The organism is Paraburkholderia caballeronis (genome assembly GCF_900104845.1).
Taxonomy (GTDB): domain Bacteria; phylum Pseudomonadota; class Gammaproteobacteria; order Burkholderiales; family Burkholderiaceae; genus Paraburkholderia; species Paraburkholderia caballeronis.
The window spans coordinates 247,878-263,154 of the sequence record NZ_FNSR01000003.1; the positions used below are offsets into that span (position 1 = coordinate 247,878).

10 protein-coding genes and 1 riboswitch are annotated in these 15,277 nt (G+C 67.0%); of the genes, 9 read left to right on the forward strand and 1 reads right to left on the reverse strand.

Going from position 1 to position 15,277, the window contains the following annotated elements; translation table 11 throughout:
- Window positions 1-382 precede the first annotated feature (382 nt).
- Both parA and BLV92_RS27935 read left to right on the forward strand, forming a co-directional pair.
- Complete coding sequence (gene parA / locus BLV92_RS27930) at window positions 383-1,066, forward strand: ParA family partition ATPase (protein ID WP_090551914.1); 684 nt, start codon at window positions 383-385, stop codon at window positions 1,064-1,066.
- Window positions 969-2,066, forward strand: a complete 1,098-nt coding sequence (locus BLV92_RS27935) for a ParB/RepB/Spo0J family partition protein (protein ID WP_244283960.1) — start codon at window positions 969-971, stop codon at window positions 2,064-2,066. Before parA ends, BLV92_RS27935 begins: the two co-directional genes overlap by 98 nt.
- A gap of 537 nt (window positions 2,067-2,603) precedes the next feature.
- Here the strand turns inward: BLV92_RS27935 and BLV92_RS27940 are convergent.
- Window positions 2,604-3,314: a FadR/GntR family transcriptional regulator gene (locus tag BLV92_RS27940; protein ID WP_090551920.1), complete on the reverse strand. Its 711-nt coding sequence runs from the start codon at window positions 3,312-3,314 to the stop codon at window positions 2,604-2,606.
- 480 nt (window positions 3,315-3,794) lie between these two features.
- Here BLV92_RS27940 and BLV92_RS27945 point away from each other — a divergent pair, with 480 nt between their 5' ends.
- The 7 genes from BLV92_RS27945 to atzF all read left to right on the forward strand — a co-directional run bounded on the left by BLV92_RS27945 (window position 3,795) and on the right by atzF (window position 15,211).
- Window positions 3,795-5,321, forward strand: a complete 1,527-nt coding sequence (locus tag BLV92_RS27945; protein ID WP_090553115.1) for a UxaA family hydrolase — start codon at window positions 3,795-3,797, stop codon at window positions 5,319-5,321.
- A gap of 325 nt (window positions 5,322-5,646) precedes the next feature.
- Window positions 5,647-6,699, forward strand: coding sequence for an SDR family oxidoreductase (locus tag BLV92_RS27950; protein WP_090551922.1), 1,053 nt, complete (start codon window positions 5,647-5,649; stop codon window positions 6,697-6,699).
- 150 nt (window positions 6,700-6,849) lie between these two features.
- Entirely contained in the window at window positions 6,850-7,878 is a 1,029-nt protein-coding gene (locus BLV92_RS27955) for an isoaspartyl peptidase/L-asparaginase family protein (RefSeq protein WP_090551924.1), read from the forward strand.
- A 275-nt stretch (window positions 7,879-8,153) separates the two neighbouring features.
- A riboswitch (guanidine-I (ykkC/yxkD leader) is annotated at window positions 8,154-8,275 on the forward strand.
- A gap of 56 nt (window positions 8,276-8,331) precedes the next feature.
- The gene (locus tag BLV92_RS27960; RefSeq protein WP_090551926.1) at window positions 8,332-9,081 is read left to right on the forward strand and encodes an urea amidolyase associated protein UAAP1; all 750 of its coding nucleotides are present in this window, start codon (window positions 8,332-8,334) and stop codon (window positions 9,079-9,081) included.
- 12 nt (window positions 9,082-9,093) lie between these two features.
- Window positions 9,094-9,747 (forward strand): urea amidolyase associated protein UAAP2, encoded by a 654-nt coding sequence (locus BLV92_RS27965; RefSeq protein WP_090551928.1) that lies wholly within the window; start codon window positions 9,094-9,096, stop codon window positions 9,745-9,747.
- Window positions 9,747-13,376 carry an urea carboxylase gene (gene uca / locus BLV92_RS27970; RefSeq protein WP_090551931.1) on the forward strand — a complete coding sequence of 1,210 codons (3,630 nt, stop codon included), beginning with the start codon at window positions 9,747-9,749 and terminating at the stop codon, window positions 13,374-13,376. The genes BLV92_RS27965 and uca overlap by 1 nt, the downstream gene beginning before the upstream one ends.
- On the forward strand, window positions 13,373-15,211 hold the full coding sequence (gene atzF, locus BLV92_RS27975) for an allophanate hydrolase (RefSeq protein ID WP_090551935.1): 1,839 nt from the start codon (window positions 13,373-13,375) through the stop codon (window positions 15,209-15,211). Before uca ends, atzF begins: the two co-directional genes overlap by 4 nt.
- The last annotated feature ends 66 nt before the right edge of the window (window positions 15,212-15,277 follow it).

Genomic DNA, 15,277 nt, shown 5'->3' on the forward strand with positions numbered 1-15,277 from the left:
CCCTGTCAACGTGGTTTCGCGCGATAGGTCGTTGGGAGCAATGCAACGGAAATTCGCTACCCGGTAGCCGCTGAGAGATCTGCTGTTCTCCACGTGGAGAATCCGGTCTTCGAAAATGCGGATCCCTCACCTCTCAGACGATCTCCACGTGGAGATTTCCCCCGCCGCGCCTCAGACATACATTCATCCACCTCTTAGCTCTCATTTCGCCACCATTCAATCCCTCGATCGACTAACGTGCTACCGAAGGTTGCACTAAGGCCACATAAATTGGCGATGAACCTAGAATTTACTTAAACTTGCCGCTAGACTCCGTCGTGTTGCCTGCGACTCTCCACGTGGAGAGTCGCTCGTGGTGAGCACGATTCAGCATGGAGAGCGTATGGGACTGGTAATCGCGGTTGCGAATCAGAAAGGCGGCGTCGGCAAGACGACTACGACCATGAATCTGGCAGGGGCATTTCAGACCGAGGGATATAAGGTCTATGTCGCCGACGCTGACGGCCAGCAATCATGTATGAGCTGGTGTGCCGCTGCCGGTCCGGAAACACCTCTGCCATTCCGTGTCGGCAGCATTCATCGGCTCGACAAGATGATCGGCCCGGAAATCGCGGCATTGGCCAATGACTACGATGTCGTCCTCGTAGATTGCCCACCCAATATCAGCGATCTGACGACCGCGCGTGTGCTTGCTGTCGCTGACGCAACCATTATCCCTACCGACGCATCTCCGATCGATATCTGGAGCAGTGAAGGGATGATCGAGTTGGTCGAGCGCACCCGCGTATCCAATCCGGCTGGTAAATTCGCTATTTTGTTGAATAAATCTAATTCGAAAACGCTGTTGCACACCCAGATGAGCGCCATCCTCGCCGAGAGCAACGTCCGGCTGCTTTCGGCGACGGTCAAGCAGCGCGAGTTATATCGGCAGACCGCCGCGCTCGGGCGCACGGTATTCGACGTCCGCGGTGTCCGCGGCACGAAGGTGGCGCGCGACGAGATTACCTCTGTCTACAACGAAATACTCGCACTCGTCCAGGAAGAGGAGATCGCCGATGGCAACTAAGCTCAATTTCACCAGCAAGGTCAGAGCCGGGATGGCGGTGGAGCGGGTTTCCGCCGGTGAGCGTCTCGCCGAGAGCGACGTCGTCGGCCAGGCGCTGCGCGACGCGGCGCCGGTTGTCGTGACTGACGCGTCGGTCGAATCGATCGCGCCGCAGCGTATCCGCAAAATTCCGATTGGCGATGTCGTCTCTAATCCGTACAACCCGCGCGCGTTCTACAGCGCGGAAACGATCGACGAACTCGCGAACAGCTTCGCGCAGCAAGGCCAGATCACGCCGATCCAGGTCACACGCCTGCCGGAGTTTCCGGACAAATACGTGATCGTCGACGGCGAGCGCCGCGTTCGGGCCGCGAAATCGCGCGGCGACAAGTTCATCGACGCCGATCTGAAAGACGGTCTCGACAATCAGAAGCTCTACCTGCGCGCCTATCACGCGAACAAGGAACGCGAAGAGCAGACCGTGTTCGATGACGCGCTCGCCTGGAAAAAACTGCTCGACGACCGCGTTTATGTCGATCAGGTGGAACTAGGCGTTGCGGTAGGGCAGGACCCGAAGCACATCAGCAAGGTCATCGCGCTGACGTCGCTGCCGCCGTTCCTGCTCCAGCGGATGGCGCAGTTCAGCAAGGCGGTTGGGCTCGGCCACGCGTACAACATCAAACTGATCCTCGATCGCGCGGGCATCAAGGTGGCCGAACACTGGTTGCAGCAGGTGATCGACGGGAAAGCGAGCGTGCGCAAGCTCGAAGCGGCGGCGTCCGCCGAGGCGGGCGCGCGGAGCGTCGGTCCGCGGCGGACGCACTATCAGTCGCGGGTCCAGTTCAATCGTCCGGACGGCGTCGCGCTGGGTGAGCTGAAGCTGTTCGGTGACGGCCGGGCCGAATTGAGCCTGAAGGGTATTTCTCCCGCCGACCAGCAGAAGCTCGCGGAGCGGGTAAAGACCGTGATCGACCAGTGGGCCGCGGAGCTTCACGCGCCGCAGAGCGATGTAGCGTCTTGAGCGGCAAGAGCCGGGTCAGCGGAGTATCAGCGTGCATCGCCCGTCGCAACGAAATGGCTGTGACGGGCCGCGAGAACCCGCTGGCAGGCAAAGAACCCCTGCATAGGTCAGGTAGCGCCGGGTAGGACGTTCTGCCAAAAGTCGGGGAGGGCGGTTATGAGTGGCGGTCCCGCTACCGAACGGACGCATGGGCATCAATCAGATGCCGGCCCGCATGAAAGCGGGTGCCGGATATAGTGAAAACGGCGAGCCATCAGGCTCGCCGTTTCCTTTTCCAGCGGGGCAAACAGCGCGTCTAATAGGGTCGTGTGAAACATCCTGCATCAGAACGAAAAATCACTGTTTAATCAATAAAAACAAGGGGTTGAGAAATAAATCCTAGAATGTTTCACGGTTCTCCGCACTGCAAGTGAGCCAAATGCGAGCCAGAACCCCATCATGACCTCACATGTATCTCCGTCGCGCCTGAATGTATTAAAAATAACGTAAAAAATAAAAATCGATACAGTCGGGGCGAGCATCCCCAAAAAACCACCCTCAATGAAACTGCCGGCCCACGTATTCGATATGCGCAAGCATTGCCTGCTGTGCCGCATCGGCATTCCCGTCCCGAATCGCGTCATAGATCGACTCGTGCTGCCGCAACCGGCTCAACGACTGCGCGGGCGCATTCGCATTGTTCAGCGTCGCATCGTACGTATTGCGCGCGATGTGATCGCGCAGCACCGCAATCACGCTTCCGTAAAACTGATCGAGCATCTGGTTGTGTGAGGCTGCGGTGAGCGTCGCGTGAAATTCCGCGTCGGCGCGCGCCTCGGCGTCCACGTCGGCGTCGGACACCGCGTCGCGCATCCGGCAAAGAATCCGTTCGAGCGCCCGATGTTCGTCGTGCGTCGCCCGATGCGCGGCGAAACGCGCGGCCGCGCATTCGAACACCATCCGGAACTCCAGCGTCTCGTCGCGCAGCGGCGGGCTCTCAGAGATCAGTTGCAGCCACGGCGCGGCGATGCCAGTCGGCCGCCGTCGCGCGACATACACGCCGCTGCCCGGCCGCGTCTCCAGCAATCCCTTGCTGACGAGGCGCTGGATCGCCTCGCGCACCGTCGAGCGCGATACCGCGAGCGTGGTCGCCAACGCTCGCTCCGCTGGCAGCCGGGTGTCGACGGTCCATTCGCCGCGAAGAATGCCTTCTTCGAGTTGCCGCAGCGTGCGGGTCAGCACGCTGCGCGTATTCGAACCGCTGTCCATTGCGTCCGTACTCCAGGAATTGGTCCGGCCAATTTGCGGCCGTATCGGGAGGTCCGCATGATGGCTCCGCATCAGGGCCAACGTCGGCGCGGAGTCCGCCCGATTGGCCGCATACAGCAACCATCTTGCATGGGATCGGGCAGGCGCTGAAGCGCCAACTCCGGTCGATAGCTTTGCATGGGACCAGAGCAGGCGCTAAAGCGCCAACTCTGGTCGACAGCTTTGCATGGGACCAGAGCAGGCGCTAAAGCGCCAACTCTGGTCGACAGCTTTGCATGGGACCAGAGCAGGCGCTAAAGCGCCAACTCTGGTCGACAGCTTTGCATGGGACCAGAGCAGGCGCTAAAGCGCCAACTCTGGTCGACAGCTTTGCATGGGACCAGAGTAAGCGCTAAAGCGCCAACTCTGGTCGACAGCTTTGCATGGGACCAGAGTAAGCGCTAAAGCGCCAACTCTGGTCGACACATAGGAGACGGAATGATGGAACAGGTTTCGCTGGTAATCAAACTCCACGAAAACGACGACGTCGCAATCGCGCGCGGTGCAATCCCGGCCGGCGCCGTCATCGACGAACTCGGCGGTCTCGTCGTCATCGACGACATCCCCGCCGCGCACAAGGTCGCGATCCGCGACGTCGCGCAGGGCGCGCCGGTGCGCCGCTACGGACAGATCATCGGCTTCGCGACGCAACCGATCCGCGCAGGCCAGCACGTGCACGTGCAGAACGTGTCGATCGGCGACTTCGACCGCGACTACGCGTTCGGCGAGGACGTAAGGCCGGTCGAGCCGGCGAACGCGCCGCTCACGTTCGACGGCTTCCGCCGCGCGGACGGCCGCGTCGCGACGCGCAACTACATCGGCGTAATCAGCACGGTGAACTGCTCGGCAACCGTGACCAAGCTGGTGTCGCAGCACTTCTCCACGCCGGGCGCGCTCGACGCGTACCCGAACGTCGACGGCATCGTGCCGATCACGCACAGCTTCGGCTGCTGCATCGACCACCACGGTGAAGGCATCCACCAACTGCGCCGCACGATCGGCGGTTACGTGAAGCATCCGAACTTCGCGGGCGTCGTGATCATCGGGCTCGGCTGCGAGGCGAACCAGATGGGCGCGATGTTCATCGCGGAAGGCGTCGAGCCGGGGCCGCTGCTCGTGCCGCTCGTGATGCAGGAGGAGGGCGGCACGCAAAAGACCGTCGATGCGGCGATCGCCGCCGTCGACAAGATGCTGCCCATCGCGAACCAGGCGGTCCGCGAGCCGCTGCCGGTGTCGCACCTGAACATCGCGCTGCAATGCGGCGGTTCGGACGGCTACTCGGGCATCACCGCCAACCCGGCGCTCGGCGCGGCGGTCGATCTGCTGGTCCAGCACGGCGGCACCGCGATTCTGTCCGAGACGCCGGAAATCTACGGCGCCGAGCATCTGCTGACGCGCCGCGCGATCCGGCCGGAAGTCGGCGAGAAGATCGTCGAGCGCATCCACTGGTGGGAAGGTTATGCGGAGCGCGAGAAGGGCAGCATCGACAACAATCCGACGCCGGGCAACAAGGCGGGCGGCCTGACGACGATCCTCGAAAAGTCGCTCGGCGCGGTCGCGAAAAGCGGCTCGACGCCGCTGATGGGCGTCTACCGCTACGCGGAACCGGTCGACACGCACGGCCTCGTGTTCATGGACGCGCCGGGTTACGACCCGATGGGCGCGACCGGCCAGATCGCGAGCGGCGCGAATCTCGTCGTGTTCACGACCGGCCGCGGCTCGTGCTTCGGCGCGAAACCCGCGCCGTCGATCAAGGTCGCGACGAACACGAAGATGTACCAGCGGATGGTCGACGACATGGACATCAACTGCGGCGAGATCATGGACGGCACCGCGTCGGTCGAGCAGAAAGGCGAGGAGATTTTCCGGATGATCGTCGAAGTCGCGTCCGGCCGCGAGAGCAAGAGCGAAACGCTCGGCGTCGGCAACGAGGAGTTCGTGCCGTGGATGATCGGCGCGCAGATGTGATGTGATGTGCTGATGGGCGGCGGCAGACCACCCGCACTCGCGGCGGCACAGGTCAACTGTCGCCCATCGGCCCCAGGCATTTCCCTCCACGGACAAAGGCGCGGCGTCCGCATCGAGAGGGGATAGCGGTTGCTTGCGCCGGCGGGCCGCACGTAGCGAAAGACCGCGAAAGCCGCGGGTTTTACCCGAAACGCCGCGTCGCCCGCGACCACGTCCGCCGCAACTTCCCCGTCCACTCCGGCACAACCGCCACCCCATTGCTACACTGTCCAGCAGACAGCGCGGCGGCCCGCGCGCCGAAGCACCCGGCACAGGAGGCAACCCGATGACCAACCGGAACAAGGCACTCGTGGCAGGCGGACTCGGCGTGATCGGGCGCCAGCTCGTCACGCATCTCGCGGCGCTGCCGGACTGGGAGCCGATCGGCCTGTCGCGCCGCGCGCCGGAACCCGGCGCGAACGCGCAATACATCGCGGTCGATCTGCTCGATCCCGACGACGTGCGAGCGAAGCTCGGCGATCTACACGACGTCACGCACATCTTCCATGCCGCGTATCAGGAGCAGCCTTCGCCGCAGGCGCTGATCGACGTGAACCTCCGCATGCTGCGCAATCTGGTCGAGGTCGTCGCGGACGCGTCGCCCGCGTTGCGGCGCATCGTGCTGTACCAGGGCGCGAAATACTACGGCGCGCATCTCGGCCGTTTCAGCACGCCGGCGCGCGAGGACGACCCGCGCCACATGCCGCCCGACTTCTATTACGACATGCAGGACTGGCTGCTCGCGGAAGCGGCCGGCAAGCCGTGGGACGCGACGATCCTGCGGCCGGACGTCGTCTGCGGGTTCGCGCTCGGCAATCCGATGAACCTGTCGATGCTGATCGCCGTGTACGCATCGATCAGCAAGGAACTGGGTCTGCCGCTGCGTTTTCCGGGCACCGCGGCGTGCTACGAAAAGCTCGCGCAGGTAACCGACGCCGCGCAGCTTGCGCGCGGGTCGGTGTGGGCGGCGACCGCTGCGCCCGGCGGCGAGAGCTACAACCTGACGAACGGCGACCTGTTCCGCTGGAACCAGCTATGGCCCGCGATCGCGCGTTACTTCGACATGCCGCTCGCGGAGCCGCAGACGTTGACCCTGCGCGAGCAGATGGCGGACAAGGGGCCGCTGTGGACGCGGATGACCGCGAAATACGGCCTTGCGCCCGTGCCGTACGAACGCGTGGCCGCTTGGGCGTTCGGCGACTTCATCTTCCGCTGCGACTGGGACGTGATTTCGAGCACGACGAAGATTCGCCAGGCGGGTTTCCACGACGTGGTGGACAGCACGCCGATGTTCCTGCGCCTGTTCGACGAGTTTCGCGCGCGCAAGGCGATCCCATAACCGGCTACCTGTCCCGGAACGCCGATACGCCGTGCTTGCCAACGCCTGCGCGCAAAAGTAACGTCGAGGCCCGTCGAAGGCCGGTCCGGCGCGTCGCCCGGACGCGTGCCTTCGTCACGAACGACTCACGACGACACAGGCAGACGAACCATGACGAATTCCCCGCAGGCGGTCATCGCGATTCACGGCGGCGCAGGCACGATCACGCGCGCGTCGCTGACGGCGGACGCCGAGGCCCGTTATCACGCGGCGCTGCGCGACGTGCTCGCGGCCGGCCAGCGGGTGCTCGCGGACGGCGGCAGCGCGCTCGACGCCGTGACCGAAGCCGTGCGCCTGCTCGAAGACTGCCCGCTCTTCAACGCGGGGCGGGGCGCGGTTTATACCGCGGCCGGCACGCACGAACTCGACGCGTCGGTGATGGACGGCCGCACGCTCGCGGCCGGCGCGGTGTGCTGCGTGAAGCGCGTGCGCAATCCGGTGCTGGCCGCGCGCGCGGTGCTCGAACACGGCGAGCACGTGCTGTTCGCGGCCGAAGGCGCGGAGGCGTTCGCGGCCGCGCACGGCGTCGCGCTTGTCGATCCCGCGTATTTCGACACCGACGCGCGCCACGAGCAATGGCAACTCGCGCGCGACGAGCAGCGCGCGCTGCTCGATCACGACGGCGCATCGCTCGCCGCGCAACGCGGCGACGCGTCGGCCCCCGCGACCCCTGCGACCGAACCTGCGGCGACCCGCCTGCCGCACGAGCCGATCGACCCGAACCGCAAGTTCGGCACGGTCGGCGCGGTCGCGCTCGACCTGCACGGCCACGTCGCCGCCGCGACGTCCACCGGCGGCATCACGAACAAGCGTCCGGGCCGCGTCGGCGACAGCCCGCTGATCGGCGCGGGATGTTATGCGGATGACGCGACCTGCGCGGTGTCCGCGACCGGCAGCGGCGAGATGTTCATCCGGATGGTCGCCGCCTACGACGTCGCCGCGCAGATCGCATGGCGCGGCGTGTCGCTCGAAGCGGCCGCGCACGACGTCGTGATGAACCGGCTGCCTCGCATCGACGGACGCGGCGGCTTGATCGCGGTGGACGCGCGCGGCAACGTCGCGCTGCCGTTCAATACCGAAGGCATGTATCGCGGCATCGCGCGCATCGGTGAAGCGCCGGTGACTTCGATCTATCGCTGACCGGCGCATCCGAACCAGCGCGATACAGCGCCGATATCGCGCCGATATCGCGCCCGCGAATGGTGCCTGCCCGGTGCGGACGCCTTCGAACGGTGCGCGTGCTGCCCAGCGAGTGCGCGCACAACGGCGCGATCACGTGCATGCCGGCGTCGCCGCCGGAGCGCCGCAAATCCTTGCGCGACGCGGCCGCATCGGCTCGCCAACATGTTCGCCGCAGCCGCTGGCACAGAACTCGCTTATTCGCATTCCGAGAGGTGCGAATTCGTTTGCATCATCTTAAGGATCGCTAGGGTTCCGGTCGGGCAGTGCGCCCGATGGCTGGTCCGAGAGCAATCCGGTCTCGTCTTCCTTCCTGCAAGGCGGCGAGGCTCCACGGAGGGATAAAAGCCCGGGAGGTCGCGATGTCGTTCGTCGCCCTCTCGCGCATAGTCCCATTCGAATCAAGGAGCCTCCATGCCGTCCACCCTTCCAGCCGCCGCGATCGCCGAGCCGTTGTGGGATGCCGTGATTCCCGCCGGCACGCACTGGTCCGGCGTGCTGCGCCGCGGTCTCGCGCTGCGCATCGTCGATCTCGAAGGCGGCGCGAACCTGTCCGCCGTGTTCCATCGTCAGGAAGACCCGCTCGAACGCTACAACATGGCCGACACGCTGAAGGCGCAGCACACCGCGCATCTGACGCGCGGCCATGCGCTCTTCACCGACATGGGCCGCGTGATCGCGTCGATCACCGCCGATACGCTCGGCTGGCACGATCCGCTCGGCGGCGTCGGCGACGCCGCGCTGTTCGAGCATAAGTACGGCGCGAAGTCGTATCAGCGGTATCGCAACGACATGATCCGCAACGGCCGCGACAGCCTCGTGCTCGAACTCGCGAAATACGGGCTCGGCGCGCGCGACCTCGTCGCGAACGTGAACTTCTTCAGCAAGGTGGCGGTCGCCGGCGACGGCGCGCTCGAATTCGTGTCCGGCCATTCGCCGGCCGGCGGGTCGCTCGACCTGCGCTTCGAGATGAACACGCTCGCCGCGTTCTCGACCGCGCCGCATCCGCTCGATCCGCAACGCGACTACGCGCCGAAGCCGGTGCGCCTGATCGCATATCGCGCGTATCCGGCCGACGGCGCCGCGCCCGCCGACGATCCGTGCCGCACCGCATGCCCTGAAAACGGCCGCGGTTTCATCAACACCGACCGTCTGTTCGCCTGAAGGAGCGCCACCATGCCGATCATCGAAAGCGCGCTCGATCTGCGCGAAGCCTCGTACGACTTCACGCTGCCCGCGGGCGAACCGTGGCTGCACGACCTGAAGCGCGGCGACACGCTGCGCATCGTCGACCTCGAAGGCAACCAGGCCGTCGACACGCTGTTCTACAGCAGTGCGGACCCGCTCGAACGCTACAGCGCGCAGGACACCATCCGCGCGCAGCGCAACCTGTACCTGAGCGCGGGCAGCGTGCTGATGTCGAATCTCGGCCGTCCGCTGCTGACGATCGTCGCGGATACCTGCGGCCGGCACGACACGCTCGGCGGCGCATGCGCGGCCGAAAGCAACACCGTGCGCTACGCGCTCGAAAAGCGCCACATGCACAACTGCCGCGACAGCTTCCTGAACGCGATCACGCATTGCACGTGCGGCGCGGGCGCGCTGCTGACGAAACGCGACATCGTCAGCAACATCAACTTCTTCATGAACGTGCCGGTGACGCCCGAAGGCGGCCTCACGTTCGAGGACGGCATCTCCGCGCCGGGCAAGTACGTCGAGATGCGCGCGGAGCAGGACGTCACCGTGCTGATCTCGAACTGCCCGCAACTGAACAACCCGTGCAACGGTTACAACCCGACGCCGGTGCGGCTCGCGATCTGGAGCGCGTGATGGCGTTCGACAAGATCCTGATCGCGAATCGCGGCGAGATCGCGTGCCGCGTGATCCGCACGCTGAAGCGCCTCGGCATCGCGTCGGTCGCCGTGTATTCGGAAGCGGACCGTCACGCGATGCACGTGATGCTCGCCAACGAGGCGGTCTGCATCGGCCCCTCGCCGGTCGCGCAGAGCTATCTGAATGCGGCGGCGATCGTCGAGGCCGCGCGCCGCACCGGCGCGCAGGCGGTGCATCCGGGTTATGGCTTCCTGTCCGAGAACGCGGCGTTCGCGCAGGCGTGCGAGGACGCGGGGATTCGCTTCATCGGCCCGCGTCCGGAACAGATGCGAAGGTTCGGCCTCAAGCACACCGCTCGCGAGATCGCGCAGGCGAACGGCGTCGCGCTGCTGCCCGGCACCGGCTTGTTGCCCGATGCGGCGGCCGCGCTCGAAGCGGCGGAGTCGGTCGGTTATCCGGTGATGCTGAAGAGCACCGCGGGCGGCGGCGGCATCGGCATGTCGCTGTGCCGCGACGCGGCGCAACTGGAGGCCGCATATGCGTCGGTCGCGCGGCTCGGCGCGACGAACTTCGCGAACGCCGGCGTGTATGTCGAGAAGTTCGTCGAGCACGCGCGCCATATCGAAGTGCAGGTGTTCGGCGACGGCGCGGGCAACGTGATCGCGCTCGGCGAGCGCGACTGCTCGGTGCAGCGGCGCAACCAGAAAGTGATCGAGGAAACGCCCGCGCCGGGTTTGACCGATGCGGAGCGCGACGCATTGCATGCGACGGCGGTGCGTCTCGCGAAAGCGGTGAACTACGAATCGGCGGGCACCGTCGAGTTCGTGTTCGATGCGGCGACGCGCGCGTTCTATTTCCTCGAAGTGAACACGCGGCTCCAGGTCGAGCACGGCGTGACCGAGGAGGTGACCGGCATCGACCTCGTCGAATGGATGATCCGCCAGGCCGACCGCACGCTGCCGCCGCTCGCTTCGCTCGGGTGCGAACCGCGCGGCGCGAGCATCCAGGTGCGCGTCTACGCGGAAGACCCGAACCGCCAGTTCCAGCCGAGTTCGGGCCTGCTCACGCATGTCGCGTTCGCGGACGGCGTGCGCGTCGATACGTGGATCGATGCGGGCGCCGAAGTCAGCGCGTTCTACGATCCGCTGCTCGCGAAGATCATCGCGACCGGGCCGACGCGCGAAGCCGCGCTCGCGACGCTGCGCGACGCGCTCGACCGCACGCAGCTATACGGGATCGAGACGAACCTCGACTACCTGCGCGCGGTCGCCGGCTCGCCGACCTTCGCGGCCGGCGAGCAGACCACCGGTTTTCTGGCGCGTTTCCTGTTCGCGCCGCACACGATCGACGTGCTCGACGGCGGCGTGCAGACCACCGTGCAGCAGACGCCGGGCCGGCTCGGTTACTGGGACGTCGGCGTGCCGCCGTCCGGCCCGATGGACGACCTGTCGTTCCGGCTCGCGAACGAACTGATCGGCAACGCGCCCGATGCGGCGGGCCTCGAATTCACGATGGTCGGCGCGACGCTGCGCTTCAACACCGATACGCTGTTCGTGCTCGGCGGCGCGCCGCTCGCGGCGACGCTCGACCGCGAGCCGGTGCCGTTCTGGCAGGTGCTGCGCGCGAAACCCGGCATGGTGCTGAAGCTCGGCGGCGTGACCGGCGCGGGCGTGCGCGCGTGCCTCGCGGTGAAGGGCGGTTTGCAGGTGCCGGACTACCTCGGCAGCAAGGCGACGTTCACGCTCGGCCAGTTCGGCGGCCATGCGGGCCGCGCGCTGCGCAAGGGCGACGTGCTGCATCTCGCGGCGGACGCGGGCAAAGGCGAAGCGGGCGCGACGCTCGCGCCGCAGCGCGTGCCGGTATTCACGCACGAGTGGGAACTGGCAGTGCTCGACGGCCCGCACGGCGCGCCCGACTTCCTGACGCGCGACGACATCGCGATGCTGTACGACGCGCGCTGGACCGTGCACTACAACTCCAGCCGCACCGGCGTGCGGCTCGTCGGCCCGAAGCCGCAATGGGCGCGCGCGGACGGCGGCGAGGCGGGGCTGCATCCGTCGAACATCCACGACAACGCGTATGCGATCGGCGCGGTCGATTTCACCGGCGACATGCCGGTGATCCTCGGCCCGGACGGCCCGAGCCTCGGCGGTTTCGTGTGTCCGGTCACGGTGGTCGGCGACGAACTGTGGAAGCTCGGCCAGCTGCGTCCCGGCGATACGGTGCGCTTCGTGCCGGCGCGCCCCGCGGCTCCCGCCGCGGCGGTTGAAAGCGCGGACGCGCACGACTGCGTGCTCTATCGCGACGACGCGTCGGCGGACAGCGTCGGCGTCGTCTATCGCCGCTCCGGCGACCGCAACCTGCTGATCGAATACGGTCCGCCGGTGCTCGACCTGAAGCTGCGCTTCCGCGTGCATGCGCTGATGAACCGGCTCGACGCGCATCGCCTGCCGGGCATCGTCGATCTGACGCCGGGCATCCGTTCGCTGCAGGTGCATTTCGATCCGCAGGCGCTGTCGTGCGAACGGCTGATCGCGCATCTGCGCGACGCCGAAGCGCAACTGCCGGCCGTCGATGCGATGCGCGTGCCGAATCGCATCGTGCATCTGCCGCTGTCATGGGACGACCCGTCCACCCGCATCGCGATCGAGCGATACATGCAGTCGGTGCGTCCCGACGCGCCCTGGTGCCCGAGCAACATCGAGTTCATCCGCCGCATCAACGGGCTCGACAGCATCGACGACGTGAAGCGCATCGTGTTCGACGCGCGTTACCTCGTGCTCGGCCTCGGCGACGTGTATCTCGGCGCGCCGGTCGCGACGCCGGTCGATCCGCGCCACCGGCTCGTCACGACGAAGTACAACCCCGCGCGCACGTGGACCCCGGAAAACGCGGTCGGCATCGGCGGCGCGTATCTGTGCGTGTACGGGATGGAAGGGCCGGGCGGTTATCAGTTCGTCGGCCGCACCGTGCAGATGTGGAATCGCTATCGCAGCACGGCCGAGTTCGAAGCTGGCAAGCCGTGGCTGCTGCGCTTCTTCGACGAGATCCGCTTCTTCGAAGTGACCGAAGCGGAACTCGCGGAATGGCGCAGCGAATTCGTCGCGGGGCGGCGCGCGCTGCGCATCGAGGAGTCGGTGTTCGACCTCGGCGCCTACGAGCGTTTCCTGCGTGACGAGGCCGCGTCGATCGGCGCGTTCAAGGCGACGCAGCAGGCCGCGTTCGAGGCGGAGCGCGAACGCTGGCGCGCGGCGGGGCAGGCGGAGTACGTCGGCGAACCGTCCGACGACGCGCGCGCCGCCGCCGATGCGGCCGGCACCGCGAGCGAGGCGTCGTTGCCCGACGACCGCCGCGCGATCGCCGCCGACGTGTCGGGCAGCGTGTGGAAGCTGCTGGTGAAAGAGGGCGAGCGTGTCGTCGAAGGCCAGGACGTCGCGATCGTCGAGTCGATGAAGATGGAAGTGTCGGTGGCGGCGAGCGCCGACGGCGTGATCGAGACGATCGGCTGCCACGCGGGCGACGCGGTCGTCGCCGGCCAGCGGCTGATGGTGATCCGCGTCGATGCTTCCGCCGATCTCACGCATAGCCGGTCCGATGCGGCCGGCGAGGAGGCTGCATGCCAATGAATCCGCCCACCGCCGCCGCCGAAGCGATGTCGATCGCGTCGCTGCGCGCGCGTTATCTCGACGGCAGCCTGACGCCGGCGCAACTCGTCGATGCGATCGCCGCGCGCACGGCCGGCGACGATCCGCATCACGTGTGGATCCGCGCGCTGACGCGCGACGAGATGATGCGTTATGCGGACGCGCTCGCGGACGTCGATCCCGCGTCGCTGCCGCTCTTCGGCATTCCGTTCGCGATCAAGGACAACATCGACCTCGCCGGCGTGCCGACGACGGCCGCGTGTCCCGCGTATGCGTACACGCCGGAACAGAGCGCGCCGGTCGTCGCGCGGCTGATCGCGGCCGGCGCGATTCCGGTCGGCAAGACCAATCTCGACCAGTTCGCGACCGGCCTGTCCGGCCAGCGTTCGCCGTATGGCGCGTGCCGCAACGGACTCGATCCCGCGTATGCGTCGGGCGGCTCCAGCTCCGGCTCGGCGGTCGCGGTCGCGCTCGGGCTCGCGTCGTTCTCGCTCGGCACCGACACCGCCGGCTCCGGCCGCGTGCCGGCCGCGTTCCATGGCCTCGTCGGGCTGAAGCCGACCAAGGGCGTGCTGAGCACGCTCGGCGTCGTGCCCGCGTGCCGCTCGCTCGACTGCGTGTCGATCTTCGCGCAGACGCCGGACGACGCGCAGCGCGTGTTCGACAGCGCGCATGGCGTCGCGGATGGCGATCCGTATGCGCGCGCCTGGCAGCCGGCCGCGCATGCGGCGGGCTCGCTGCGCGGCGTGCGCTTCGGCGTGCCGCGCGCCGATCAACTGGAGTTCTACGGCGACACGTCCTATGCGGCCGCTTTCGACGCCGCGCTCGCGCAACTGCGCGCGGCCGGCGCGGAACTGGTCGAGATCGACTTCGAGCCGTTCCTCGCGACCGCGCGGCTGCTGTACGAAGGGCCGTGGGTCGCCGAACGGCTCGCCGCGATCCGCGAGTTCTTCGATGCGCAGCCGGACGCGCTGCATCCGGTCACGAAGCAGATCGTCGGCGGCGCGTCGCGCTGGAGCGCCGCCGATGCGTTTGCCGCGTTCGACCGCCTCGCGACGCTGCGGATGCTGGCGGAGCCGGTGTGGTCGCAGATCGACGCGATCGTCACGCCGACGTCCGCGACCACCGCGACCGTTGCCGAACTCGAAGCGGACCCGATCGGCGTGAACGCGCGCTTCGGCTACTACACGAACTTCGTGAACCTGCTCGATCTGTCCGCGCTCGCGGTGCCGGCCGGCGTCTGCACGACCGGCGCGCACGCAGGCAAGCCGTTCGGCATCACGTTCGTCGCGCGCGCGCATGAGGACGCGAAGCTGCTCGATTTCGCGCGCGCGTGGCTCGGCGAATCCGCGCGGCCCGACGCGAGCGCCGTGAACGCCAAAGCCGCGACCGACACGGTGCGCGTCGCGGTGGTCGGCGCGCATCTGGCCGGCGAGCCGTTGAACGGACAACTGACCGAACGCGGCGCGCGCCTCGTCGAAACGACGACGACCGCGCCGTCGTACCGCCTCTACCTGCTGCCGACGACGCCCGCGAAACCGGGCCTCGCGCGCGTGAAGGAAGGCGGCGTCGCGATCGAGGTCGAGGTGTGGGAGATGCCGTCGGCCGCGTTCGGTTCGTTCGTCGCGCTGGTGCCGTCGCCGCTTGCGATCGGCACGCTGACGCTCGCGGACGGCGCGCCGGTGCACGGCTTCCTGTGCGAGAGCATCGCGCTCGACGACGCGCCGGACATCAGCGCGTTCGGCGGCTGGCGCGCGTACCGGGCGCACCGCGCGACGCACGAGCATGCCGACACCGCCGTTTCCCGTTCCGCCTGAGTTTGACGCTGTGACGACACGCCCGCACGACCCGTTTGAATCCCATCAGAAAGACCGACCGTTGTC